Below are 24,006 nucleotides of genomic sequence, written 5' to 3' on the forward strand. Positions count from 1 at the left end.
GCTTAGGGTATTACTTAGCCAGTCCAACTTTCGGGGACTAGTTCAGCTGCGGGACGTGCCATTCGCAATTTACGCCTGAAGACGAGCACGCCGCCTAAAAGGTGTACTGCTTTAGTCCGATCGCCTATTGAACAGGTGCGCCGAAGTACATGATTTCTTTGTTGACCTCGTTGCGAGTGGCGAAGCGGCCGCCCGGCACAGCGGTGCTGGGAACGTGTATCGCGAAACGTCCGGTGGACTTTACTCCAACCTGGGCAATGACCTCTGGCTGGCCAATCCAATCCTCTTTCAGAACAACCGCAGCGTTATCATCGTTCCAAATGTCGTAGATTTTGCCATCGCTTCCGATGAAGATCGGCATCACGGACGTCGGCGACAAAGGTTTGCCAGCGTCCGCCGTGCGGAGATTGTCATTCAATACCGAAGTTATGCGACCCGCAACGTACTGCCAGCCTTCTTTGACTTCGTTGTACGGATTGTCTGCGAGTACCTGTTCCGTCCCATTGGTGGTCGTTTCGGCGATCGTTACATTCCAGCGACTATTGGTTCCGGAGCGGGCGAGTATTCCGAATTCATAAGGGTGGCCTGACGTGCCGTCCGGTCCAGAAGGTGCTGAGGGGGTTGGCGTCGTCGAAGATGAGAGCGTTTGAGATGGCGACGCAGTCTGCGAGGTAGGAGTCTGTGTTGCGGACTGCTCAGATGTAACAGGAGCTGGACTGGCGCACCCGGCCAGCAAGACTGCGCCCAGCGAGGCAGCCGAAATGATTGCGGAGTATTTCATTATTCCCTCAGGAGATGCGTGATAAGACAGCTCATTCTATGGGTGGCCGGCAACAGCAATGTAATGGGTAATAAGTGTTAATTTCCCGAATGGCGGGAGTTCGTTGTGGCGCCCCGGTGCCGTCATGTCGGCTCATGTTCTCGTTGAAATCGCTGCACTACCATTCAGGAAAAGCGCTGACGTCAACCTCGAACATCTGCTTGGGCCAGTAAGCCATGGACTTGCGCCCGAAAGTCGGGCGTGACGACTCAAGCTGTGCCCGCCAGACCCATAAACATCGTCCGGTGCAGGATGTCCACGTGCTTCCGGGAGACCTCCAAAGCTTCCTCAACGCGGCCGGCACGGAGGGCCGCTATCAGGGCGATGTGGTCAAGGTTCGACGTGTGCAGCTTCTCGATCGGGTAGGGGATGAAGCAGTCGTACAGTTCTGCAAGGGTCTGGTGGTAGACCTCGACGGCGGTGTCCAGGCAGGATGCCGTGCCCACCAGTTGATGGAACTGCTCGTCCATCCGGTGGTAGTAGGACCGGTCGCTCGACTCAGCCATCTTCTGTGTCAGCCGTTCCAGCTCATCCAGCTGCTCCGTCGTGGCGTTCACCGCCGCATAATGGGTGACCGCGCATTCAAACAGCAGCCGCCGATCCACCAGCCGGTTCACCGCCTGGGACTCCGCGGCGGACCCAGAAAGTTAAGCGAGAACCTCGACAGGCGGCGCATCCGCCTCGAACGTTCCGCCGGCCCGGCCGCGGCGACGCACCACCAAAGCCGGAGTTGCGTTGGTGCTATTTCGCGCGTTTACGCTGAGGAAAAAATCCATAGTTTCCTGTTGAGATTTTATATGCATCGAATTTGCCAAGAGTAGACCGACGGCTCGGTGGCGCGTGATAGTAGTGGCATGACAGATGCAGATCTTCGCCTCCGCCTCGCCACCCTTCTACTTGAGGCGTTGGAGATTGGGAGCGGCAAACAAGAATGGGATGTGGTGGATGAAGTCTTCAGCACATTCAACCTCAATTGGAATGAGATTGAGGGCACTTTTCCTCACAGCCTTCCTGGGCGGGCGGATTTATTGCGGGTGCATGCTGCCCGTGAATTAGCGAAGGCCGTACCAACAGCACAGGATCTACTGAATACAGTCGTCCGGTGCGGAGGAAGGTTCGTCTCGATGCTCGAAGAGACATATGCGAGGTTGGCCCGCCACGCGGCGACGACATCTGGGGCATCGGAGACGTTCCGGCTGGAGCGGAGCGGGGTTGATGAAACACAACTGACCATCAGTCCGGCCTTCCTCGAGCAAGTGCACCTCATGATGGAACGTATTCGGCGCGTTCCGCTGGGGGTGATTGATGAAGCCGCTCTCGCCTCATTTACACTGTGGGATAACGGCGAGTCATACGGGCGTTGGCCCGTGTTACCAGACGCTGATACTGACAGGCTCCTAAACGCGGCACTGAATCTTTCCTGGATTGGCCCTATCATCCAGCAGCGAGAAGCGACGGACTCTTCATGGGGAGAAGCCGCCTCCCATTGGTCGGAGGCGAATCTGGCTGCGGCGCGGCTGGTATCGGCGGCCGAAGCAATTGTTAGCTCCCATGGCGCTCACTTGGATGCTCTAAGTGACGTCGACCCAGCGAGTGTCGCCCGGGAAGTCTTCACAGGCAACGCCTTCACTCAGAGGGAAGGTGTCCGCGCAGCAGAAATCGACCGTTTCAGGGCCACTCGCTTTTTTGGCACAACTGCTCTGTCTGGTTTCGTGCACGGCATTGAAGATCAAAGCGCTGTTGGTTTGACGGACAATCTAAAGCCTGTGGTTATTCAGAAGACTAACGACTTCTGGCCTCAGACAGGGGTTGGTGGTCTCGCGGCCTTCGTAGCCATGTGGCGACTGGGCCTTTGGGCAGAGAGGGAGCAGGAAAACCCCGCCAACACGCGTCGATTTAGCGACCCGATGATCATGACGGGGTGGCTCTCGTGGGTGGCATCTGCTTGCACAGAGGCGACAGCTTGGCTGGAAGACGAGATCCTCCAAGTTACGACAACGGCAACCGTAAATGAGCGGGTCGATGTTCTGAAGGAGTTCCTGAACCTTCCTCTGTGGCGGCAACGTAACCTGCTTTACGAAGTCTGGGTCCTCTGCGTGACGCTTGATGCCTGCGAAGTTGCGGGGTGGACGGTAGAGCTAACCGGCTTGACAGAAGTTGAGGGGGCGTGGGTCATCTCCGTTGGGCCGACCGCTACGCCAACAGCAAGACTTCGCCTATCCGCTGATGAGGAAATTTCACTTGATGTCTGGCGTGAACCTTCTCGCGAGACATCAGATGCAACATTAACGCCGGATTTGGCTGTCTCCACTGTGGGTCCGTATTGCCGGGACCTACTCGTGGTGGAGGCGAAGGACCGAGTAAAAATGGGAGTCGGGAAGGAATTTGGGGCTGGACCAACATTAGACAGGCTGCAGGCTGGCCAACGCACAGCTCTGGCCGTCGCCCAGAGATATGCCGTAGGCCTTCGAGCGAATGCGACCTGGGTTTGCAACCACTGTGACTTCCGCCAAGGTGCAGACCCGGCCGTTAACCACGGTGACGCGTGGACGGAGATCCACCTCGCAGACAATTTTCGTCCCGGTGAGGTCCCCGAAGCTTTCAACCACTCAGTGAAAGCGGCCTTGGAGCTCCCACCAAAAAGAGACATAGCCAAAGAGCAGCCGAAAGTAGCATCGGGGTTGCTGATGGTGGTGGATGTAACCGCGAGCATGCAGCCTCGGCTGTCAGAAGTCTTCGAGAAGCTCTTAGCGCCCGAAGTGGGGCAGTTCGGAACCTACCGCGCTGTACTCTTCAGCGATCACGGGGATGGTGAGCCTTTCCTTGTGCGTAAATTGGGTCCCTTTCCCGACGCAGCAACGATGGTAGAAAGTGTTCGCGTCCAACCAGACGGGGGCGGCGGGGACATTGAAGAGGCGCTTGAGGACGCGATGCAACGGTGCCGGGAACTGGTGTACGACATAGGCCCTCAGACGATTTTGATTCTCACGGACGCGCCGCCGCACAAAACCCAGAATTGTCCCTATGAGATCGATTTCACCACCGAAGTCCGAGCTTTGCTCGACCTGGGATGCGACATACTGGTCGCAAATGACTGGCTAAAATCGGGAGATCTCACGTGGATTGATTTTGCGGGAATGGCCAACTTTCGGCTTGCCCCGCTGCAGGTTTTGATTTCAGCCGGCCAAGCCCATTAGAGGACGGCAAATTTGCCCGCCGCACTGCTGTGCCACTGGTAACGTCGTGAGCATCGGTCGCAGTTCTAGGTTAGAGCCGAAGGACTTGGCGCAGCATCAAGTTTGCATCTTGGGTTCCAGTCGCGTCGTCTCGCTGCTTTCGGACGGTTTTATCGACGCTTGGACGCTGTGGGTCCTGCGACCAGTATTGCGTGTGGGACAAGGGTAGAAGCTGGTAAACGATGGCCTTCCAGCCCGTGAGCGAAAGCCGGACAGCGATATCACGGACGCCGGGCCCGAATTCCGGTGCAACTGGGCCTCCAACCGGGTCACCCAATAGTGAGGCCCTCACCGGGAAGTACAGGTTTGACCAGCGCGTAGGACCAAACGGCGCCCCGTGGTGCGCCACTCTTAGGGACCACGGTTTTCCCTCCAATGTAAAACGGCTCGGAATAAATGATGTTCCTTGCTCCGTAAGTGGGGGGCATCGAGGATATTCGCGCTCATTTTGGCGCTGCCTCAACTTCACTGTGCGGGTATCGAGCAGCAGGGATGCGTGGGCGAGGGGAGACCCAAGTGTGACGAAGTCGGTTACGAGCCAAGGGACTCCCAGCGCGCGGTTCTCGTGCCAAAGCCGAGATTGTGACTGCTGAAAGGCTTCGATTTGAGCGAGGTTTCCTGAGTTGTCGAGCGACGCTGCGCTTTGGTCGAAGACCTTAGCCTCTGCTTGCTTGCCAGGACCGCTGGGGTTTGGATGGCGCAACTCGTCCCACGCCAGCCGCAGCAGATCCAGCCCGATGACACTACCGAGGCTATGACCGACCAAAATGATCCGCTGATACTGCCCGTCCTGGTTAAGTTTCTTAAGCAGCTTTAGGCCGTCTTCACGGATACTGTTTCGCGCAGAGACGTTGCGCGGGTGGGGAGTCAGGTAGCGCGCGGCCTCCGCCAGCGATTCGGTGATAAACCGTCCGGCTACGACCTGGACGACCAGAAGAACTAGGGCAAGTCCGGCCTGCCAAGAACGCCAAGCATTCACAGCGCCTTCAGTCAGCACCTCTTGGATGAACAGCCATCCAAGTAGGACCATAATCAGGAACCCAGCTGTTTGGACCAATCCGACGACACCACGCAAGGTCCGGTTTAACCGCCAAAATGGCTCGCGGAAGATCAGAGCGACTGCCCAACGAAGAGTTTCACGAAACTTCCCACTATCAAAGTGGTGGGCCCAGTAAAGCTCATAACAGTCCGTAAGGGGACGGTGTCTCGTGCTCGGCAACGTGTATCGGCGCAATTCGAGGGAGTCGGAGAGCCGATCAGGCTTGCTGTAGTACCGTTCCTCCCCCAAGCCTTCGACAAAGCTGCGCAGAGTATCCATTGGCCGCTGCTCGCCTATCCCGTGAATCAGGACGACCGCCTGACGCTCCCCATTTGTCATGGATAAAGTCTGCCATGTCGATCTGCTGTAGCTCAGCAACGTGACTCCGTTCTGCCCAAGGCGGTCTTCGGGAAACTCAGCGAGAAGTTCCACACCCCGGTGGAGAACCTGGTCGTCACGGGCATCATCGGCCTGATCGCGCTGTTCCTGGACGTGGCCACGTCGACGTCGTTCATCAACTTTGGTGCCTTCACCGCCTTCACGCTGGTGAACGCCTCGGTGGTGTTCCACTACGTGCGCCAGCGCCGGGCCGGGCAGCAGCTGAACGTTGTGTCCTACGTGGTGGTCCCGGTGGTCGGCGCCATCATCTGCGCGTACCTGCTCTCCCAGCTGGACAGCAACGCCATTACGCTGGGGGTGTCCTGGCTGGCGCTCGGCATCATCGTCCTGGCCCTGATCACCCGCGGCTTCAAGGCGGCGCCGGAGATGACGGCCACGGAGAAGGCCACGGTCGAGGCGGCCGCCTGAGCCTGTCCTGTTTTGTAGCGTGGCTTTTGGGCCAAGGGAAGGAACACTCGTGAGGATAGCGCTGGGGCAGCTGGAGTCGGGCGCCGACATCCAGGCCAACCTCGCCGCGATCGACCGATTCGCCGCCGGGGCAGCGGCCGACGGCGCCGGGCTGGTCGCCTTCCCGGAGTACGCCACCTACGAGAAGAAGGAGGTGGACGCCACGTTCCCCGCGGTGGCCGAGCCGCTGGACGGCCCCGTCTGCACCGAACCTGCCGCTATAGCCCGCCGCCACCGCATCGCGCTGGTGGCGGGCGTGGTGGAAACCTCGGAGGAGCCGGGCAAGGCGTACAACACGCTGGTGGCTTTCGGCCCCAACGGCGGCCGGCTGGCTTCGTACCGGAAGATCCACCTTTTCGACGCGCAGGGGTTCGGGGAATCCGAGTTCATCAAGCCAGGCGGGTCCCTGGAACCGGTCGTGTTCGAGCACGGGGGAGTGCGGTTCGGGCTGATGACCTGCTACGATCTGCGGTTCCCGGAGCTGGCCAGGTCACTGGCCGACGCTGGCGCACAGGTTCTGCTGGTCTGTTCGTCCTGGGTGCCGGGCGAGCACAAGACCGAGCAGTGGCTGGCGCTGAACGCAGCGCGTGCGATCGAGAACAGGGTGTATGTAGCGGGGGTGTGCCAGGCGCCGCCGGTCTCGGTGGGCCGGAGTGTGCTGGTGGACCCGATGGGGGTTGTTGAGGCGGACCTTGGGCTGGAGCCTTGTATGCGGACAGTGGAGGTTTCGCTGAAGACGGTGGACCGGGTGCGGGAGTTGTTCCCGATGTTCCGGCAGCGGCGGTTGTAGCTGCCGCGAAACTGCTCGCAACTGCAGGAAGCGCAACAGCAAAGGTTTCGGGGTATACCTCTGCAGCTATAAACCGCCGGCCTTCGGTGTTGAAGCCTGGGCCTGCTTGACTGGCCCGGATACCACGGGAGCTGGCCGATGAAGTCGTCGAATTCGCCCATTTCGGTCGTACCCGTCTCAGGGCCCCACAACATCTGTGTCTGCGCCGAATTCGCTCCGCAGAGCCCCGTCGGCCGCCATCCCATAGTCTGGTTTGCGGGGGTCCGGAATGTCGTTCACCTCAACAGCTCCATAATCTCCGAGCCCGCGAATGCTTCCTGCCCACCACAGGTAGTGAGCCGCTACCGCGTAGAGGGCCAGGGAAGTCCAAATTGTGCCGACTCCTGCTGTCTTGAGCGAGAACGCCACCGCCCATGTGACCAGTCCACTGCCGAGGGACAAAAGAAACCATTGGATCCAAGCCTTCCTCGGTCTTTCTTTGTACGCGGATACGAGCCACAAGCTGAGCACTGCCGTGATGACAACCGTCGCGAAAGGGCCCGTCAGCCAAATTGGCAATAGCGCTGTTTGCCTTTGCTGATTTGTAAGGAAGACGAGGCCTACTGCGAGTAGTCCTGACAAGAGGGAGGCAAGAGTCCATGAAGTGGCCGCCGCCCGATTGGGCACCTCGGACGGAAGGCAGACGAGATTCCACCAACTGGTGACAGACAATGAGAAGGTCACTATGAGAAATATGAGCGTGCGCGCTGACCATCCGTCGTGGAGTCCCACGGCCACTGAAGCTACCCATGCGAGTAGGGCTCCCCAAAAATACCAGCGAGACCACTTCTCTCCTCTCGCCATGCGTGCGGCCAGATCGGTGTACAACCGTCCTTTAATGCTGTCTAAGGACCCGGAACTACTCTGTTTAGACTCGCGGTCGATCAGTCTCTTTCTTCGGAGCCTGGCTTTCCTTGTAGAGAACAACGGAATTAAACACAGCACTGCGAGGATAACTATAAAGATGCTTGCGTATACGGACGGACTTCCGGAAGTCGACGAGAGGGCAATGGCAACAGCGATCACCGAGGCTGAGAAGATTGCTGGGAGGTGCACCAGCGAGAAAGGAAGCAAAACAAGAAATAAGGGCGCCATGAGCTTCACAAAGGCTTCACAGATTTTCATCGGCCAACTGTCTCCTATGTCAAAGGAGCGGAGAAGTAGGCGGCTGAGACGATGCAGAATAGCTGCCACGTAGGCTGGTTGAAGGCGAAACAGATCCCCGGGGCCTGAAAGGAGGACTGGGTCTCCCTCAGGTCCAGGATTTCCCCGCGGCTGCAGTTGTTTCACCTGAGTGACGACCTCAGACTGAACTTTCCGAGCATCAGTGTCAGGGTCGCCCGCGAAAGAGCCCTGATTGGTCGCGAGCGGTGGGGGGTCTAAGTCTGCAAGCATTCTTACTATTCCAGCGGACGCGTCAAGTCTCCCCCACCACCAATCGTTAGTGCGCCATCGTTCTGAAAAGAAGGCTGCGAAGTTGAATAGCGAGGAGCCAGCGAGCTTTGAGTCAGCGTCCAGTTGCTCCGGCAAGCCCTGGTTTAACACGGCTTCACCGAAATCCTCATCGAGGGCAATTCTCAAGTATTTCTCGGCTTGACGCGCGCGGCGAGCCGCAAGCAATTCTGCGAGGTCGATTCCCGAGTCCAAGGATGTGGGCTCTGACGCGGTAATCGCAGTGAACCCTACCGCTTCGTGCCCCTCTGATCTAAAAGCTAGCGCGACGAAGGGTGTTAGGTCCCACGATCGCCAACTCTGAGGGAACGCAGCCCAGGGGTTGACACGAGTCGAATTCTTCATCGAGAGCTCTCTGAGGCCCTCTACTACGTCATCCATCTCGTCCCATAGCGGCGTGCATCTTTCCAGTTTTTGGTCCTGCTCCCACAACCATCGTTCTTTCGCGGTGCTGCTTTCCGTGTCCTTGAGGACTCCTAACACACAGGTGTCGCGGAGATGGCGGGCCTGCGCTTGAAGTTTGTAAAGTTCCTCCCTGATGGATTCCTGACGTCCTCGGGGATCGAGCCGAGTCATCTCAGTTTTGGCAAAGGCCTGTTCCTCTTGGGCCCTGAGCCATGCCAGAGCAGCCCACACTGTTTCCAGCAGAGCCTGAGGGCCCTGGAGAACCGATAGCCGCTCCTTTGAACTTATTGATGCGAGCATGCTTTGGTAGCCCGACTTTAAGTCCCGCTCCAGAGTTCTCTTGGCGTTCTGCGAAGTGGGTTGAAGGCTCGGCCGGTCTAGGCTCTCTGTGTCCAACAACCAGCGCTCTGGATCCTCCATTGCCTCTCGAAGGAGGGCTAAATCTGTAACTGCGCGTGCAACAATGTATGCGTCCTGCAGCCTTTTGCGGTCCGCGGAAGAGTCGGATGAGATCATGGAGGCCTGCTTCCAAGCGCGCAGACGTGCCTCATGGGCGAGTGCCCGAAGCCTGTCTTGCGCCACTTGCTCGATCTCATCCTCTGCCGACTCCCGGAATCGTCTGATCGATTGGGCAGCGAGGAGGACCTGAGTGAAGCGGGACAATCTGTCCTTGCGTATGGCCTCCCTGGTGGCCCAGGTTGGAGGGTCTACGCTCACTGCGGCAGGTGGGATGATGCGGGCATCTGGGCTCGGGTCGAGGTAAAGCAGGCGGCGGGTGTCGTAAGTATCCGTTGGTGAAGTGCGAACCGCATGAAGCGCCCGATCAATCGGAACGTTGTCAAGAATTCCCCCATCAATCACCCTGAAAGGAATGCCTGGAAGATTCCCGCGCCGCGCCGCGAACTCTACACTCATGTCAACAGGACCGTCTTCAAACGGGTCGTTGTCCTGATACCCATCCCTAAGCGCGTGCGACCAAATCAGCGCAGGCTCAAACGCCCCAGGAAACGAAGACGTTGCGCGCGCGGCGTATGAAAGCTTTTTTACGAGATTGTTCTTGCGGAGACAACCCTCACCATCTTCGCTTTCTGAGGGCGGGAGGACAAAACGGAAGTGCCCCCTGCCGCTGTTCTGGGCCAAATAGTCGGGGTCTGAAATAGTAGCGGACAAATGAACTGATAACTTACCGGACTCGTGCAAACTGTTTTTTGGGCCGTCCATAATCTTGTTGATCGCTGCCTCCACGCCCGACCAGAAGTACCCATCACCTCGAAAAACCGATGGAACAGCGTGCCACCCGTTTGGCTGGAGGAGCGCCCATATTGCTCCCTGCTGCTGCCAAACAGAAAGAACCTGGTCAAAGCTGCCGCCTACCCTTTGGGAAACGGCATAAAGGACTGAGTTAAGGCCGCCCGCACTTGCGCCGGCGAGTATGTCTACTTCGACGCGGTCATAGCGCTGCTTATCAAGCCATGCGGCATAAGTCTGGGCCCGGGATCGTGTCTGCGGATCTACAGTCTCGCCAGGCCTTTCCAAGAAATAGAACCTGTGGACCCGAGACCCCATCCGGATGAGTCGCACCCTTCGAAGAACGTCGATTTCGGCGACTGCTCCTCCGATCCAAACTGCTAGACTTACCCCGCCCTTGGCAGCTAAAGCCAAACGCAGTACACGCCCGTAAGCTGATCCCTGCGAACTTGCACCCGAATTGGTGATTAGCGCGGCCACGTCCTCGGTAGGCGGGTAGTCGTCTGGACCGAGGTATTCGACTCTTCTATCCATCAAAACCCTCAGGAAAGTTGCTTTCTTGGGAGTAGCCATCAGCGCGGGGTGTAAGCCAAAATGGTCGACGTTGTGGCAGTTAGGAGGAAATCCAAACTATAAGCTAGGAGGAAATCCAAACTATGAGCGAATTATCAGCGTGAGAACATGGTAAAAGTATTCGCAGAGTTTTGGTAGGGACCTTAGTCCCAGCGTGCTTGCGGGACCTAACGGCGATGGCACTAATTAGTTTTCGAGGCAGGGGTTACCGGTTCAGTCCCATGTCGCTAGAAGTTTCTCGTTTCCGGGAGGCAACGATGTCACTGGTAATTTGAATCGATGGCTCTGCATGCCTGAGTATTTTCGCCTTTAGGGGTGACTACCCCGCCACCGACTCCGCGATCTTTGCCGTCGTTGTCGCGTTCATCCACTCCGTCAGCCATGGGGCCCGGACACTGGAGGTGATCCGGTAGCCGGCCGCGAAGGTTCCGTTGCCTCCGGCGTCGATGCAGTCCTACAGCGGCCTCGAGCGCGGCGAGGTCGTGGGGAATTGCAAGCACGACGGCGGTGGGAGACGGAACAGGGACTGGCGCGAATGCGGCCCGGCAATCGAGAACAGCGTCTGCGTCGCGGGCGTTTGAAGCCTGTAGGGACTTTGTCAGTTCGTTTTGAAGACTCACTCAGCATCATACGCGGTGGGCCCTGACATCCAAGGGCGAATTTCGCTCGGGGCCTGGGGGTCTCGGAAGGCGGCGTCGGAGGGAAACTTGGGACTCGTCTGCGCTGAGGAGCAGGAACTGGTCGGAGGACTTTTACATAGGTTCAAGGCTCCGATGAATGATCTTATAGCAGGAAACAGCTTCAGCCAGGTTCTTGATGGTCAACTTTTTGTTGGCCTCCGCGGAATGACTCCAAGCCGTTCAAGCTCCGTGTCTCTCTCCAGAATCACGTCGGCTTTTGCATGGTCCCACGCGGCGTTGCTTACCGGCACCATGCTTGCCATGATGCCTCGCAACTCTGTCTCCACGTCGTTCACGTATGTTTCGGACCCGGCGGCGTGTGTCTCGATGTCACGCTGAATCTTGCGGTGCAGCTTGTGGAAGGCATCGGCTTGGTCGTTGAGAGCCTTGATGCGGCTTCCAGTCCAAGCCTGGAGAGCCGTGATAGCGGTTGCTAAGATCATGACTGCACCTACCAGCACCCGGGCAGTGATCGAGAACTCCTCGTTCTGCAGGCTTGTGAAGATTTCCGTCGCGGTGATCGCGCTGAGGACAGCTGTCGCTCCTCCGAGCCAAGGCACCCAATGGTGCGCGCCTACGTACTTTGAGGTTGCTTTACAGTAGGTCCACGCATCAGTCCATGTAGACACCAGCAGCCCGGAAATCGGCGGAGTGTTTGGGGCAGCTACAGCTTTGATGACTCCCTGAGATTCCATTCGGGCGCCGCCCTTGGCGCCATCAGGGGTCACGCTTTCCTCTGCCTCTACGGAGAGGATGACATAGGCGGGAGTAGATGAAGATTCTGGGTTTGGTCCTGTCTCGGTCATTCTGACCACCTCCGCCTTCTCTGCTCTGCGACCTCTACTCTGAGACCTGGGCAAGTAACTCGACAAGGGCCCAAAGACCCGCAAAACATCGCAAAACAGCGAAACAAGAGGGACCCCAACAGGGTGTAGCCTCCGCGTTAGCACCTGCTTATTGGGAAGTTCTTCTCCCAAGCTACTTCGGGGAGGAGCGTCTTCGGGGTCTCCGAAGCAAGGCCAGCGGTGGCTGCACATCCAGCATGGGAATGATCGGTCCGAGCCGCTCCTTCCCGAACTAGCCAAAGGAACGGTCGGGAAGGGTTCTTAGCTCCCCACCGCAGTCTTTGCCGCTCGGGTCGCTTTCATCCATTCGGTCAGCCACGGCGCGCGGACGCTGGAAGTGATCCGGCAGTCCGCTACGAAGGTTCCCCTGGCCCCGGCGTCGATCCACTCCTGAAGCGCGGACAGGTCAGCCAGCGAGCGGATCACCGCGGACTCCGCACCCAAAGCCCGCGCAACTCCGCTGAAGTCCACCTCCGGGATCAGCATCGGCTTCTCAGTCAAGCCCTGGGAGCCGTACTGGTGGATCTCGGCCCCGTAGGCGGCGTCGTTGTAGATCACCACGATCGCGCTGCGGGCGGCCCCGATCAGCGATTCGAGATCGGACAGGCCCATCAGGAAACCGCCGTCGCCGGAGGCCAGCACCAGGGTGCGGCCGTCCTCCACCGCACGGGCCGCCCCGACGGCACTCGCCAGACCCAGCCCGATCGACTGGAACGCGGTCCCCACCATCACCAGGTCCTGCGGCCGCGGAATGGTCCAGTACATCGGTGCCCACCCAATGAAGTGCCCGCCGTCCTGCACCACCGTGCGGCGCTCCGGCAGCATGGCGCCCAGCGCTGAAGCCAGCGCGCGCGGATCCAGCCGCCCGTCCTCAGTCGAAGCGGAACCCGTAGTATGGCCCGGGCCGGAAGCCAGCCGCCGGACAGCCTCCGAACGCCACGCACCAGCAGCAGCGTAACCATCAACCAACGCCAACAGCCGCAAAGCAGCAGCCTTCACATCCGCCTGGACAAACACATCCACCCGCGGGTTCGTCGGCTTCACCGCGGTGTCGATCTGGATGACCGTGGCATCCGTGCCGAGCAGATGCCCGAACCGCATGGTGAACGGGCTCAGGCTCGCCCCTGCCACCAGGACCACGTCGGCCTCGCCCATGAGCCCGGCAGCGGTGTCGGTGCCGAAACCGCCCGCGACGCCCAGGTACCCCTCGCCATTGAGGAGGTTGAGCGCCAGGGCGGTTCCGGCGGTCAATGCGCCGAGCCGGTCGGCGAGTTCGCGGAGTTCCGGGCCGGCGCCGGCGAGGTGCGCGCCCCGGCCGGCCAGGATCAGCGGTCGCCGTGCCTCCGCGAGAAGGCGGGCCACCCGCGCAAGGTCCGTGCCGCCGTCGTCCGTCACCTCCAAAGCGATTGGCTCCGGAAGGTCCTCATCCGCAGCCTCGAGCGCGGCGAGGTCGTAGGGGATGGCGAGCACGACGGCGGTGCGCCGGGTGAGTGCGTACTCCACCGCCTGCCGGGTGATGGCGCCCGCGGCGTCGCGGGTGACGGTGAAGGTGGCGGCGCCGAGGCCGGCGGCGATGGCGGCCTGGTCCACGTCCTGCGGCCGGGCGCCGCTGGTGGGTGCGTCGCCGGTGACCAGCACGACGGGGATCTGCGCCTGGACGGCTTCGGCCAGGGCGGTGAGCGCGTTGGTGTAGCCGGGGCCGTAGGTGGTGGTGCCCGCGGCGAGCCGTCCTGAGGTGCGGTAGTAGGCGTCGGCCGCGGCGATGGCGGCGCCCTCGTGCCGGACGGCGGTGAAGCGCAGGCCCTGGTGCTCCGCGGCGTCCAGGAAGTAGACGTTGCCGTTGCCCATGACGCCGAAGACGTCGCTGACGTAGCTGCTGAGAACCTGTGCCACGCGGCCGGAAACGGTAAGTGAAGTCATGCAGGAATCTTGCGGCCCGGCATGGAGATCGGCAACACACGGGAATGCGCCTGGGACTTTTGGCAGGGGAGGAGCAGCAGAACTGCCAAAACGCCCAGTTGTGGCGCGCATCACCCAGGGTTAGGCGGAAGGGCGCGCTTCCTGCTCCGTCAGCCGGCTGATGAGCCCGTCGTACCGGGGCGGCATGAGTTCCATGACGGAGATGGCGGTGCTGGTCCGCTGGATCCCGTCGATCTCCAGGATCTGGTTGGTGATGCGGTAGAGATCGGCGGTGCCGCGCGCCACCACCTTGGCCATGAGATCTGCGTCGCCGGTGGTTGCGTGCACCTCGATGACCTCCGGGATGGCAGCGAGCCCGCTTTCCACTGAGCCGAACCGCGTCTGGCTGATCTCCAGCGAGAGGAAGGCCATCAGTTCGTAGCCGAGCGCGGCGGGATCCAGCCTGCGGCTGAAGGAGCGGAGTGCGCCGCTGCGCTCCAGCCGCGCCAGCCGGGCGTGGACGGTGTTGCGGGCGACGCCGAGGGTCCGGGAGAGTGCCAGGGCGCTGGCTTCGGGGTCCTTGTCCAAGGCAAGGATGATCCTGCCGTCGAGCGAATCGAGGGTGCGGGAGGAAGGGATGGTCATATTTTCACCAGAGGTACTAGAAGTTGAGCAGAAGTCCCAAGCACAAAAGCGTATCTTGCATTGTGGTCCGGGTCACTTCCATGATCGGACCTCATGACTGCTGAACAACTCCTGGCCGAACCCGAGACAGCGCTGCCCACACTTCGCAGCGCGGTCACCGGCCTTCCCGCCTACGTGCCGGGCCGGCGCAGCGTCGGCGCGGACATCGCCGCCCTCGCCAGCAACGAAAGCCACTACGAGCCCCTGCCCGCAGCCACCGCTGCGGTGGCCGAGGCGGCCGGCAGGATGAACCGCTACCCGGACATGGGCGCCGTCGAACTCTGTGAACGGATCGCCCGGCACCTGGGCGTCACCGCGACGGAGGTGGCGGTGGGGCCCGGCAGCGTGGGCGTCCTGCAGCAGATCATCACCGGACTGTGCGACGCCGGGGATGAGGTGGTGTTCGCGTGGCGCTCCTTCGAGGCGTACCCCATCTTGGTGGAGCTGGCAGGTGCCCGGCCGGTCCGCGTCCCGCTGGACGAGGCCGAGGGCCACGACTTGGACGCCATGGCCGCCGCCGTCACCGAGCGCACCAAGGTGATCCTGCTCTGCACCCCCAACAACCCCACCGGCGTGCCGATCAGCCACGACCGCCTGGAGGCCTTCCTGCGGTCCGTCCGCCCCGAGATCCTGGTGGTGATCGACGAGGCCTACGTGGAGTACGCCGACGCCGGCAGCGGCCCCGATTCCCTGGCGCTCTACCGCCGGTACCCGAACGTCTGCATCCTGCGCACCTTCTCCAAGGCCTACGGGCTCGCAGGCCTGCGCGTCGGTTATGCGATTACGACGGCGGCCATCGCCGAAGGTCTGCGGCGCACCGCCCTGCCGTTCGCCGTGAGCGCGCTGGCGCAGAAGGCGGCCGTCGCGTCGCTGGACGCGGGGGAGGAGATGGCAGCCCGGGTTTCCCTGGTGAAGCAGGAACGTTCCCGGATGGCTGCCGAGCTTGCCGCGCAGGGGTGGACGCTGCAGCCCAGCCAGGGCAACTTCCTGTGGATCCGCGCCGACGCCCCGCTTCTGGGCTTGCTTGTGGACGCCTTCGACGCCGCGGGCATTATGGTCCGCGCGTACCAGGGCGACGGCGTGCGGATCACTGTGGCCGACCCCGGCTCCAACGACCGCGTGCTCCGGCTCCTTGCATCACACGCGGTCCTGGCAATTTCCTGACTCTTTTCTCCTTCCGTTCCACCTACTAAGTAAGAGGAATCCCTAATGGAACCCCAGACAAAGACGTCTGCCCGCGCCCTCGGCGCGGCCCTCAAACCCAGGCAGCTCACCATGATGGGCCTGGGCAGCGCCATCGGCGCGGGCCTGTTCATCGGCTCGGGGGCCGGCATCCAGGCCGCCGGTCCGGCGGTGCTGATCTCCTACCTCGTGGCCGGCACCCTCATCATCCTAGTGATGTGGGCGCTCGGCGAGATGGCCGCCGCCAACCCGGACAGCGGCGCCTTCTCCGTGTACACGGCCAAGGCCTACGGCCCGGTAGCCGGCGCCACGGTGGGCTGGCTGTGGTGGATCCAGCTGGTGGTGGTCATCGCCGCCGAAGCTTTGGGTGCGGCCGGCCTGCTCGCGACGATCTTCCCGGCCCTGCCGGTGTGGCTGATGGCCTTCGTGTTCATCGTGGTGCTCACCGCGGTGAACCTGACCAGCGTGAAGAACTTCGGCGAGTTCGAGTTCTGGTTCGCCCTGCTGAAGGTGGCGGCAATCGTCGGGTTCCTGCTGGTGGGCTTTGCCCTGCTGTTCGGCTTGGTGCCGGGCGTGCAGTCACCGGGCCTCGGCAACTTCATGGGAGAGGGCTTCGCGGTCAACGGGTTCAGCGGGATTGCGACGGCGCTGTTTGTGGTCGCCTTTGCGTTTGGCGGCACCGAGATCGTGTCCGTGGCGGCAGCCGAGACGGCCGAGCCAGCCCGCAGCGTGAAGAAGGCGGTCCGGACGGTGCTGTGGCGCATCCTGGTGTTCTACATCGGTGCCATCTTCGTGATCGCCGCAGTGGTGCCCGTGGGTTCAGCAGGGCTGAAGAGCCCGTTCGCCGCCGTACTGGACGCCGCAGGTATGCCCGGGGCGGCCACCGCCATCACTCTGGTGGCCGTCGCAGCTCTGCTCTCAGCCCTCAACGCCAACCTGTACGGTGCTTCCCGGATGGCGTTCTCCCTGGCCGAGCGGGGTGAGGCACCGCGGTGGCTCGCTTCCGTGTCGAAGGCCCGGGTCCCGGTGGTGGCGGTCCTGGCCAGCGTCGCCTTCGGTGTGGTTACGGTGGTGCTTGAGCTGATGTTTCCCGAGAAGGTGCTCCCTGCCCTGCTCAATATTGTCGGCTCGACCTGCCTGCTGGTGTGGACGTCCGCTCTGCTGGCCCAGCTGGCGCTGCGCCTCCGCGCCGACCGCGACGGAACGGCGCTTCCGCTCCGGATGCCGGGCTTCCCGTGGCTCACTTCGCTTGGTCTGGTGATCCTCGCGGCGATCTTCACGGTGGGATTCATCGGTGAGGATTCACGCCCCCAGCTCCTGAGCACCTTCGGACTCGTGGCGGTTCTGGCAGTGGGGTGCTGGCTGAACCACCGTTCCGGCAAGGTTCCGGGGCAGATTGAGTCTTCCGACCGTGAAAAGCAGCAGGACCTCATCCACTGAACCAAAGGTCATGGACCTTTAGCAGGTCCTCATGAAGCAAGGGCGCGCCCGGCCCACTGTCGGGGCGCGCCCTCGGGGTCATTAGCCATCTTGAGGAGTGGTGCCAAAAGTGGCACCATAGTCCATGTGGCGGGCATCGATAAGATCGAGAAGCAAGCTAGGAACTCACCTGAGAACGTCTCTTACAGCGACATGCTCAAACTCTGTACGCACTACTTTGGCGAACCTAGGTCGGGCTCTGGAAGCCACAATGCCATCTTCAAGATGCCCTGGGCGGGGGATCCCAGGATCAACTTGCAGAACAAAAATGGCAAGGCAAAGCCGTACCAAGTGAGACAAAGCCATCGCCGCCATCGATCGGAGCAAGGAGAAGTAAATGTCCACTCGAAAAGCAGCTGCTGCGCCGTCTGCGGTGACACAGTATCGATACTCAGTGCAGTGGTCGCCGGAGGATCAGGAGTTCGTCGCCACTGTTCTTGAGTTCCCTTCCCTCTCCTGGCTGGACGAGGATCAGTTCGAGGCGCTCCGCGGCATTGAACGATTAGTGTCCGACGTCATCGATGAACTTACGCAGTCGGGTGAGCCCGTGCCCGAGCCCATCGCGACGCAAAAGTTCAGTGGCCGCCTCAACCTCCGGGTGCCCCCGGAACTCCATCGCCAGCTCGCGATTGAAGCTGCCAATCACGGAATGCCCCTAAACAAGTACGCGACAGAGCGACTGACGGCCTGAGTTCTCGGTCAGCGGGTAACTACTACGGCGCCGGACCTGAGGTGGCTGTCCCACCCGCGGGCGATGAGTTGGTTGACCTGTTCGGAAAGACGCTTTCCGCGTTCAGCAAGGAGCGTTTCGCATTTGCCGCAGGTGTGATGACCGGCAGTTGACGGTCCGGCGGCGCCTCCTGAGGGCGCACATCTTAATTGAGGAGGGACCCCTCTGTCGACTCGAACGCATAGGGGAGTTGTGCTTCCCCGGGTCCCACATCGGATCTCGACCTTGACGTAATTCGGTTGCATCGTGGTATTCCTTTCTTGCCGATACTCGTCGCGGCGGGCCCGGACGATACACACGCGGGAAAGGTGGCAGCCAGCTCTGACATTTTCTGTGGAGGCTCTGACGCTTCCGCTTCCTGTGGCAGCGCATCAGACTGAAAAGTTGTATGCGACAGTGGCGGGCCTACGCATCCACATGGTCGCCGCGGAACCTCCTGGCTCTGCTTGACCGGGATCCAGCTGTTGGAACCGATTTTGTCCAGGCCTTCGATGACCGCTCTACATGCGTTGAAGAATGCGCCTCAAGTGTCCGCCATACGGTGTGCAGGCCCAGCAGTTAACAGGTTAACTATTTGCTGAATCCGTAGGGGTCGGCGCCTCCAGCCGACGTGCCAAAAAGCGCTGCGATGGAGGCGTCGATCGCCCGCTGGAGGTTCCTGTAGGGAGGTCTGCATCGGTCAGTCAGGCAGGCGCTTCAACTGAGCTGCGCGCTCATCCGTGACCCAGAAGAACACCTCGTTGGCACGCGGCGGCGTGAACCTGGGCCCGGACTGCGCACGCCAAGGCGGCGTCAGTCCCGGGAAGTGCCTGCCCAGCGTGCGTTTGACCTGGGTGGGGAGGATCTTCATGACGGAGTAGTCCACGTCCAGCGCCTCCGCCAATTCACGAGTACTCAGAGCGCCGTCCTGGCCGGGGTGGCCGGATAGGTGACGGAGCATTCTCCCGACGTTGATGCTGGTCTTGGTGTCTATCGCAAAAAACTTAATCAGGTCCTCGTCGGTCCAGCCGTCGATCGCTTCTTGATCGGTGACGCCTGCATCCTTAGCAATCTGCTCGGTGGAGGCGGTAGTTATAGTCGAAAGGTGTTCGCCGAGGGAGGCAAGTAGGGAAATGATCCGCTCGCTGGGGACCGCATCCTCAGTAATCGACTCGATGGAGGAGGCAGCTGTAGTCGAAACGAGTCCCCCCAAGAAGGCGAGTACGGCTCTGACGTGTTCGTTGGGGACCGGGATGTACTGGAAGGCGGCGGCTGGGTCGGCGGACGTGTTGATCATCGGGGTTCTCTCTTTTCGTTGGAATATTACATAACGTAGCATACAGTACGTCACGTAGTGCGTCACGTAAACTGCCGAAGTGATTACAAACGTAATGAAGGACGGCCAAAAGCTTTGTTTCAGAAGGCCGTCCCGGCGCGTCTGCGAAGGGCCTTGGACGGCGGGTGCCACCGTAGCTGCAAGCAAGTGCTGACGTCCGACGGCGTCCGCCTAGCTTCCTTAAGCGGGGAACCGAAGCTGATCTCCGGGCTGTCTTGTGGGCCGCAGACATGGTGGCCAAGGTGGTGGAGTCGCTGCGCTGCGCCTTTGCGGAGGCTCCTGATCCTGGGGCGCTGCTGGATGAGCCGTTCACGCTGAAGGAACTGCGCGCCGTGTTCCTGGCCGGCCTGGTGGTGGCGCAGTTCGCCTCCGGCCTCGCCGCGCAGGCCAGTGCGTCCCGCCTGATGTACGCCATGGGCCGCGACTCGGTCCTGCCGAAGGCGGTGTTCGGCAGGCTCAGCGAGAAGTTCCACACTCCCGTGGCCAATCTGGTGATCACCGGCGTCATCGGCCTGATTGCGCTGTTCCTGGACGTGGCGACGTCGACGTCGTTCATCAACTTTGGTGCCTTCACTGCCTTCACGCTGGTGAACGCCTCGGTGGTGTTCCACTATGTGCGCCGGCGTCGGGAGGGGGAGCAGCTGAACGCGGTGTCCTATGTGGTGGTCCCGGTGATCGGCGCCGTCATCTGCGCGTACCTGCTCTCCCAGCTGGACAGCAACGCTATTACGCTGGGTGTGTCCTGGCTGGTGCTGGGCATCATCGTCCTGGCCCTGATTACCCGGGGCTTCATGGCGGCGCCGCCGGAGATGACGGCCACGGAGAAGGCGACGGTCGAGGCAGCCGTCTGAGCCTGTGTTGTTTGTAGCGTGGCTTTTGGGCCAAGGGAAGGAACACTCGTGAAGATAGCGCTGGGGCAGCTGGAGTCGGGTGCCGACATCCAGGCCAACCTCGCCGCGATCGACCGCTTCGCCACCGAGGCAGCGCGGGACGGCGCCGCCCTGGTCGCCTTCCCGGAGTACGCCACGTACGAGAAGAAGAAGGTGGACGCCACATTCCCCGCGATAGCCGAGCCGCTGGACGGGCCGGTCTGCCGGGAGCTTGCCGCCATCGCCGCCCGCCACCGCATCGCCGTGGTGGCGGGCGTGGTGGAAACCTCGGAGGAGCCGGGCGGGGCGAGCACGGGGGAGTGCGGTTCGGGCTGATGACCTGCTACGACCTGCGTTTCCCGAGCTGGCACGGTCATTGGCCGACGCCGGCGCGCAGGTCCTGCTGGTCTGCTCGTCCTGGGTGCCGGGCGAGCACAAGACCGAGCAGTGGCTGGTCCTGAACGCGGCGCGGGCAATCGAGAACAGCGTGTATGTAGCGGGGGTGTGCCAGGCGCCGCCGGTCTCGGTGGGCCGGAGTGTGCTGGTGGACCCGATGGGGGTTGTTGAGGCGGACCTTGGGCTGGAGCCTTGTATGCGGACAGTGGAGGTTTCGCTGAAGACGGTGGACCGGGTGCGGGAGTTGTTCCCGATGTTCCGGCAGCGGCGCTTGAAAGGCTAGCAGTCGATCGAGAACAGACCGGATATGGGATACCGATCCGGGCTTGCGCAGTGGAGCAGCTGGATCAGCGCACCAAAAGGACAGGGTGCCCTTGCGTCGCGGTTTACTTCTTGGGCACCCCGGCGGCAGCTTCTGCTGCCCGCAGCGCGTTGCCGAACGCCGCTACGGCGGACTGGTAGTCGGCGGTGCGGGCCGAAGACTTGGCCTGATCAGCCGCCTGGCCTGCCCTGATCATGGCAGCGGTTTCAGACACGCTAGTATCGGACATTGCCGGGAAGTCGAACTGAAGTTGCGGATCGAGTTCGTACGCCAGCCACCGGTTCTTGCTGCGGTCATGCTGCAAAGCAGCGGCGCTGAAGGCATTAGCGTCAACTACTGACATCTCGGCCAGGCTTCCCGGGGGCATGGCAGCGACTTGCTCCGCCGCCCGGGCGGCCTCGAGTTGACGCCACAGTGCCTGTGCGGTGCCAAGTCCTTCAGGTCCTTTGAGCCGATGCTTCAGAATCATATTGTTCTCGTAGATCCGGATTTGCTCCGGCGTCATGCCATCCAGCTGCCCATCGCTTCTCTGGGCTACGTCGGCAGGACCTCTTTTACTGGCAATACTGCTGACCGGAATGGGGAAGACAAACCTGCCTCCCAAGATTCCACCCAGCAAAACAGTCCAGAAAATCCAGTCCGGTGAACCTGCCGAGGATACTGACCCTGCCGCAAAAACTGCTGCCGACGACGTTATGGCCTGGCCCTTTGTAAGTACTACTCGGGACTTCCCGATGCGCATTACCCTGCGGTGTTTGGTGAGCTGTCTGTGGTGGAAGGAAAGGGCATTTGCGATCCAATCGCTTGCGCGGTTCACCAGCGGCGGCCTTTGACTCATGACCATGACGATACCGTTCACGAGGTCAATGGCGGAGCTGCAATGAAAGCACACGTGCCCCACGCCGCATCTTTGTCACGCTGGCGTTTCCAACCCCCTCGCACTTTTGAGGGAAACGGATGTTAGGCAACGAACTTCTCAACGACTCGGAGCATGCGCGGCATGTGATTCTGTTTGGAATAGCTATTCTTGCCAAGAAGCTTTGGTATTGGCTTGGATGCCTGTGGGAATGGAGTTTTCTTTTGTCCAACGAAACTATCTTGCTGTTCTTGCACGGTGTTGGAGACGGCGATCCAGACGACGGCTGGAAGATGCGGCTGACCGAAACCCTTGTAGACGTTGGTTACCCCAAACTGGATACGGTCGAAGTAATCACGCCCAAGTATGCGCACTCGCTGAGGGGCTCGGACGACAACGATCCACTGCCTCCCTTGACAATCAAGCAGCCTCAGCGCGAAGCGGCCAAGAAGAACCGTCGGGATTTCGAGCGGCGCATTGGAGCCATTGAGTACCGGCTGGGACGGCATGACCAGGGTAATGGCCGCGCCGGCGCCGACACCGTCGTCAACCTCGCCGTCGGTCTGCCTCCCTTCCGCCAAGCGGACAACTACCTGAACAACCCTCAGATTCGCGCCCAGGTCCTGAACCGCATCCTCAAGTTACTCCCCGATGCGGGACGGGTTGTAATCGTGGGCCATAGCCTTGGTTCCGTCATCGCTGCTGACCTCGTTCGCCGATTACCGGTTGGCCTAGAGGTAGCGGGCATGGTAACCATCGGGAGCCCCCTTGCGAATGGCAACTTCGATGTCGACAAGCTGCGGGAGACCCTACGGGAGCCGCCAACCAACCTGGCCTGGTGGGTGAATTTCTGGAACGTCCACGATCCTGTCGCGGCCCACCGCGGCGTTTCCTCTGTGTTTCCCTGGATGATCGACTGTCGTATCCAAACGAACTTAAGCCTCCGCGTCCACGATGCGGAGGAGTACCTCGCTGATGAGACCGTGGCCACCGCCATCGGCTTCGCGCTTTTCGGTTCAAGATCGAAGGAACTTGCTGGCACCGATAGTGGCCTCGACATCCCTATGGATTCCGCGGAACGACTCGCCCTTCTGGCGCTGAGGTACGCACACCTGACGGAAATGAGGCTGGAAGGTGACCAACAGGATCGTTTCGCCGGTGCCCTTCGACACGTGCAAGCCGCCGTCGTCGATGACATCCGGAGACGAAATGATGCCGAGCGCAGACCAATGCCGTCCGAGGTTGCGCGCCTAGCATTCGACCTCTCCGATCCGCATTCAGCCGCACCGGAACCACTTCCCAGTAGCCATATGACGAGGGACGAGGCCGTTATCCCACTAACAATCCTGGCGGCCGAGAACGTCATTCGGCCTTTCGAGATCTCCATCTCGAGGGAAAAGTGGCAGGAGTCGATGAAAGAGCTCACCGCCGAGATGGGTTTGGGAAGCCAGTTTGGGGCCGATGTATTCACCGCAGCCAAACACGCTCAGGAGGCACTGGCTGCCGGCTTCGGAATGAACTGGATCAAATGGGGCGCATTAGGTGCCGGCGCGGCGGCCCTTGTGGTCGCAACGGGCGGCCTGGTGCTTGCTGCTGGCGCCGGTCTTGCTGGGGCCGCTGTGATCACTAGCGCGTTGGCGGCCTTTGGGCCTGGCGGCATGATGGGTGGCCTGATAACGGCGGGGGCCCTCGCCACTGCAGGTGGAGGCGGCATCGCTTTCAGCTTGGCTAGTCCAGGAACCACTGCGGATACTGTCGCAGCAGTGTTCGAGCGTCAACTGGCTGCGGCAATTCTTCGGCAACGAAATAACCTCGATCAGGATCCGTCCTTTTGGAGGATTCTCGTTGAGACGGAGATTGAGGTACGGCGTCAGTATGAGCGGCTCGACGAGTTCTCAGATGAATCGGCGCAGTCGCTCAAGGAACTGAAGCGAAAGATCGAAGCCATCGAGCGTGCGCTTGACTATCTAAGAAGCAACGGCCTTGAGCCACCTCTCCCTTCAAGCGCTTCCGACAAGACGCCCTGAAATGGCAGCAAGGTGATTACAAAAAATGCTTAGCGGCTAAGAACTTTTTGTAAGTCGAGGAATGTCTGGCTCCACGGCTAAGTTGCTTGCGTGGCTGAGGAGAGAAAGACAAAGAAGGCAGCTGCGACAAGGCGATGCCCCGTGTGCGGGCACGAATCCTGGCGCGTCATCTACGGCATGGTTATGTCTGACGTTATGGAGCAACACCCGAAGGCGGAGTTTGCCGGTTGCGTGGTGATGGAGGAACAGCGTCTCTACCCGGCGACTGGCCACG

Annotated in this window: 19 protein-coding genes; 10 read left to right on the top strand and 9 right to left on the bottom strand. The window is 61.0% G+C overall.

The window, feature by feature from the left end:
* Nucleotides 1-124: 124 nt before the first annotated feature.
* A complete protein-coding gene (locus ACR65J_RS00280) occupies nucleotides 125-781 on the bottom strand; it encodes a hypothetical protein (RefSeq protein WP_440165026.1) in 657 nt (218 codons plus the stop codon).
* A 248-nt stretch (nucleotides 782-1,029) separates the two neighbouring features.
* Nucleotides 1,030-1,437, bottom strand: a complete 408-nt coding sequence (locus tag ACR65J_RS00285) for an FCD domain-containing protein (protein ID WP_440165028.1) — start codon at nucleotides 1,435-1,437, stop codon at nucleotides 1,030-1,032.
* A gap of 237 nt (nucleotides 1,438-1,674) precedes the next feature.
* Here ACR65J_RS00285 and ACR65J_RS00290 point away from each other — a divergent pair, with 237 nt between their 5' ends.
* Nucleotides 1,675-4,017: a vWA domain-containing protein gene (locus tag ACR65J_RS00290; RefSeq protein WP_440165030.1), complete on the top strand. Its 2,343-nt coding sequence runs from the start codon at nucleotides 1,675-1,677 to the stop codon at nucleotides 4,015-4,017.
* A gap of 70 nt (nucleotides 4,018-4,087) precedes the next feature.
* Here ACR65J_RS00290 and ACR65J_RS00295 read toward each other — a convergent pair whose 3' ends face one another.
* Entirely contained in the window at nucleotides 4,088-5,434 is a 1,347-nt protein-coding gene (locus ACR65J_RS00295; protein WP_440165031.1) for a hypothetical protein, read from the bottom strand.
* Between the two features lie 99 nt (nucleotides 5,435-5,533).
* On the opposite strand from ACR65J_RS00295, the gene ACR65J_RS00300 reads away from it, so the two are divergent.
* Complete coding sequence (locus ACR65J_RS00300) at nucleotides 5,534-5,902, top strand: APC family permease (protein WP_440165033.1); 369 nt, start codon at nucleotides 5,534-5,536, stop codon at nucleotides 5,900-5,902.
* Between the two features lie 49 nt (nucleotides 5,903-5,951).
* Entirely contained in the window at nucleotides 5,952-6,731 is a 780-nt protein-coding gene (locus ACR65J_RS00305; RefSeq protein WP_440165036.1) for a carbon-nitrogen hydrolase family protein, read from the top strand.
* Nucleotides 6,732-6,908: 177 nt separating this feature from the next.
* On the opposite strand, the gene ACR65J_RS00310 is transcribed toward ACR65J_RS00305, so the two are convergent.
* The 4 genes from ACR65J_RS00310 to ACR65J_RS00325 all read right to left on the bottom strand — a co-directional run bounded on the left by ACR65J_RS00310 (nucleotide 6,909) and on the right by ACR65J_RS00325 (nucleotide 14,517).
* Entirely contained in the window at nucleotides 6,909-10,448 is a 3,540-nt protein-coding gene (locus tag ACR65J_RS00310) for a DUF3376 domain-containing protein (protein ID WP_440165038.1), read from the bottom strand.
* An 820-nt stretch (nucleotides 10,449-11,268) separates the two neighbouring features.
* A complete protein-coding gene (locus tag ACR65J_RS00315) occupies nucleotides 11,269-11,934 on the bottom strand; it encodes a hypothetical protein (RefSeq protein WP_440165040.1) in 666 nt (221 codons plus the stop codon).
* 300 nt (nucleotides 11,935-12,234) lie between these two features.
* Nucleotides 12,235-13,893 carry a thiamine pyrophosphate-binding protein gene (locus tag ACR65J_RS00320; protein ID WP_440165042.1) on the bottom strand — a complete coding sequence of 553 codons (1,659 nt, stop codon included), beginning with the start codon at nucleotides 13,891-13,893 and terminating at the stop codon, nucleotides 12,235-12,237.
* Nucleotides 13,894-14,013: 120 nt separating this feature from the next.
* Nucleotides 14,014-14,517, bottom strand: coding sequence for an Lrp/AsnC family transcriptional regulator (locus tag ACR65J_RS00325; protein WP_440165044.1), 504 nt, complete (start codon nucleotides 14,515-14,517; stop codon nucleotides 14,014-14,016).
* A 93-nt stretch (nucleotides 14,518-14,610) separates the two neighbouring features.
* Between ACR65J_RS00325 and hisC the strand changes: the two genes are divergently transcribed.
* From hisC to ACR65J_RS00340, 3 genes are all read left to right on the top strand, one after another.
* A complete protein-coding gene (gene hisC / locus ACR65J_RS00330) occupies nucleotides 14,611-15,720 on the top strand; it encodes a histidinol-phosphate transaminase (RefSeq protein ID WP_440165046.1) in 1,110 nt (369 codons plus the stop codon).
* A gap of 45 nt (nucleotides 15,721-15,765) precedes the next feature.
* Entirely contained in the window at nucleotides 15,766-17,178 is a 1,413-nt protein-coding gene (locus ACR65J_RS00335) for an amino acid permease (RefSeq protein ID WP_440165048.1), read from the top strand.
* Nucleotides 17,179-17,554: 376 nt separating this feature from the next.
* Nucleotides 17,555-17,908 (top strand): type II toxin-antitoxin system HicB family antitoxin, encoded by a 354-nt coding sequence (locus ACR65J_RS00340; RefSeq protein WP_440165049.1) that lies wholly within the window; start codon nucleotides 17,555-17,557, stop codon nucleotides 17,906-17,908.
* Nucleotides 17,909-18,626: 718 nt separating this feature from the next.
* Here ACR65J_RS00340 and ACR65J_RS00345 read toward each other — a convergent pair.
* Nucleotides 18,627-19,223 carry a hypothetical protein gene (locus ACR65J_RS00345; RefSeq protein WP_440165051.1) on the bottom strand — a complete coding sequence of 199 codons (597 nt, stop codon included), beginning with the start codon at nucleotides 19,221-19,223 and terminating at the stop codon, nucleotides 18,627-18,629.
* 254 nt (nucleotides 19,224-19,477) lie between these two features.
* On the opposite strand from ACR65J_RS00345, the gene ACR65J_RS00350 reads away from it, so the two are divergent.
* Genes ACR65J_RS00350 through ACR65J_RS00360 form a run of 3 tightly spaced genes read left to right on the top strand, consistent with a single transcriptional unit; the run spans nucleotide 19,478 to nucleotide 20,810 of the window.
* A complete protein-coding gene (locus ACR65J_RS00350; protein WP_440165053.1) occupies nucleotides 19,478-20,113 on the top strand; it encodes an APC family permease in 636 nt (211 codons plus the stop codon).
* A gap of 48 nt (nucleotides 20,114-20,161) precedes the next feature.
* Nucleotides 20,162-20,467: a nitrilase-related carbon-nitrogen hydrolase gene (locus tag ACR65J_RS00355; protein ID WP_440165055.1), complete on the top strand. Its 306-nt coding sequence runs from the start codon at nucleotides 20,162-20,164 to the stop codon at nucleotides 20,465-20,467.
* Between the two features lie 40 nt (nucleotides 20,468-20,507).
* Nucleotides 20,508-20,810, top strand: coding sequence for a nitrilase-related carbon-nitrogen hydrolase (locus tag ACR65J_RS00360; protein WP_440165057.1), 303 nt, complete (start codon nucleotides 20,508-20,510; stop codon nucleotides 20,808-20,810).
* Nucleotides 20,811-20,913: 103 nt separating this feature from the next.
* On the opposite strand, the gene ACR65J_RS00365 is transcribed toward ACR65J_RS00360, so the two are convergent.
* Nucleotides 20,914-21,708: a hypothetical protein gene (locus ACR65J_RS00365; protein ID WP_440165058.1), complete on the bottom strand. Its 795-nt coding sequence runs from the start codon at nucleotides 21,706-21,708 to the stop codon at nucleotides 20,914-20,916.
* Between the two features lie 98 nt (nucleotides 21,709-21,806).
* Between ACR65J_RS00365 and ACR65J_RS00370 the strand changes: the two genes are divergently transcribed.
* Complete coding sequence (locus ACR65J_RS00370; RefSeq protein WP_440165060.1) at nucleotides 21,807-23,732, top strand: alpha/beta hydrolase family protein; 1,926 nt, start codon at nucleotides 21,807-21,809, stop codon at nucleotides 23,730-23,732.
* Nucleotides 23,733-24,006 lie beyond the last annotated feature (274 nt).

Source organism: Arthrobacter sp. SAFR-044, assembly GCF_059414985.1.